Below are 1,837 nucleotides of genomic sequence, written 5' to 3'. Positions count from 1 at the left end.
GGATCGAGAGCGAGTTCGCCGCGCTGCGCTACTTCGCCCTCAACGGCACCGATCACCGCAGCCACGCCGAGCAGAACGCGGCGATCGCCGGCTACGTCCGCTGGCACAACATCCACGCCGAGCCCAAAGTCAACTTCGCGGTCGGGTCACCGATCCGGACCTGGACCCATTACCCGGCCAAGGCTGCGTGACGGGCCACTAGCAGCGCGAACGCAGGCTCAGTCCTAGTGTCGCGTGTCGTAACTCTGTTTACGGTTGGTGGTGCGGGACGATGAGGCATGTCGGTTGCTGCGCCGTTGGTGCTGCGTGAGGGTGATCGGGCACGTCTGGAGGCGTTGACCCGGGCGAGTTCGGTGCGGGCGGGGCTGGCGTTGCGGGCGCGGATCGTGTTGCTGGCCGCGGACGGGTTGCCCAACGCCGAGATCGCCCGCCGGACCGGGACCAGCCGCCCGACGGTGGTGGACTGGCGGGCCCGCTACGACGCCGGCGGCATCACGTTCCTGCACGACCAAAAACGCAGCGGCCGCCCACCCGAGATCGACGACGTGGCCGTCGTGGTCGCCACCCTGACCGAGGACGGACGCCCGCCCGAGCACCTCGGTGTCACGCACTGGTCGGCCCGGCTGCTGGCTGCCGAGCTGGGCATCTCCTTCGCCACCGTGGCCCGGATCTGGCGCAAGTGGAACCTGCAGCCCTGGCGCACCGAGACCTTCAAGTTCTCCACCGACCCCGAACTCGACGCCAAGATCCGCGACGTCGTTGGCCTGTATCTGCATCCGCCGAAGAAGGCGGTGGTGCTGTGCGTGGACGAGAAGTCCCAGATCCAAGCCCTGGACCGGACCGCGCCGATCCTCCCGATCCGACCGGGACTACCGGAGAAGGCCACCCACGACTACATCCGTCACGGCACCACCACGCTGTTCGCCGCGCTGGAGGTCGCGACCGGGCGGGTCGAGCAGGCGTGTCTGCCCCGACACCGCCACCAGGAGTTCCTGACCTTCCTCAAGCAGGTGGCCAGGGCCTACCCGCGCCGGAAGCTGCACCTGGTGATGGACAACTACGCCACCCACAAGCACCCGGCGGTCAAGGCGTGGCTGGCCCGCAACCCGCGCGTCACCCTGCACTTCACTCCGACCTCGGGGTCGTGGCTGAACATGGTGGAGATCTTCTTCGGGATCATCACCGGCCAGGCCATCCGCCGCGGCAGCTACGGCTCGGTCCGCGACCTCGTTGAGGCGATCACCGCGTTCATCGACGGCTGGAACGAGCTCTGCCACCCGTTCGTCTGGACCAAAGACGCGGACACGGTTATCGCGAAAGCCCACCGTCAATCGACTTCCGGCACGCGGCACTAGGTTGGCCGCCACCTCGGAGTGCCTGGCAGTCAAGGCGCCCGGACGGCGCTTCGCCCATGCCTGCAGGCGCCCTGGTCGTGTGCGGTGCGCGCCGCAGGAGGTTGGAAAGGGCTCAGTGACGACCGAAGCGCGACGGACTGGACGAGCGTGGACGCAAACGGACCGTCTACCAGCGCGAACGCGGGTCGAGCACCAGGTCGGCGACCGCCTCTGAGTGCCTGACAGTCAAGTACTGGAGCCCGCTCCGGTGCTGTTCGGAGCCCCCACCGACCGAGGACCAGACGCCGCCCGGGTGGGCCGATGCCGTCATCGGCGACACGCGCGGGCCATCGGCCAGCACCGCCGTAGGGTGACGTAGTACTCCAGCCGTAGATCGTTATGGCCAGTTGAGGGTTGCTTCCTGGCGCTGGTAGTGGCTGGTGCGGGCGCGGTGTTGGTGTCGTCGGCGCCAGCTCGACCAGGCTGTGGGGCAGGCCAGGGCG

The 1,837-nt window shown here is 68.5% G+C and carries 1 protein-coding gene and 1 pseudogene; both read left to right on the top strand.

What is annotated here, in order from left to right:
• Positions 1 to 191 (top strand): annotated as a pseudogene (locus KDL28_RS40035) (IS630 family transposase); the annotation flags it as partial.
• 87 nt (positions 192 to 278) lie between these two features.
• Positions 279 to 1,355 carry an IS630 family transposase gene (locus tag KDL28_RS40030; RefSeq protein ID WP_252446703.1) on the top strand — a complete coding sequence of 359 codons (1,077 nt, stop codon included), beginning with the start codon at positions 279 to 281 and terminating at the stop codon, positions 1,353 to 1,355.
• Positions 1,356 to 1,837: the final 482 nt, after the last annotated feature.

Source organism: Pseudonocardia humida, assembly GCF_023898865.1.
Taxonomy (GTDB): Bacteria; Actinomycetota; Actinomycetes; order Mycobacteriales; family Pseudonocardiaceae; genus Pseudonocardia; species Pseudonocardia humida.
The sequence above is the reverse complement of the archived record's forward strand: the minus strand, read 5'-3'. Positions and strand labels throughout refer to the sequence as shown.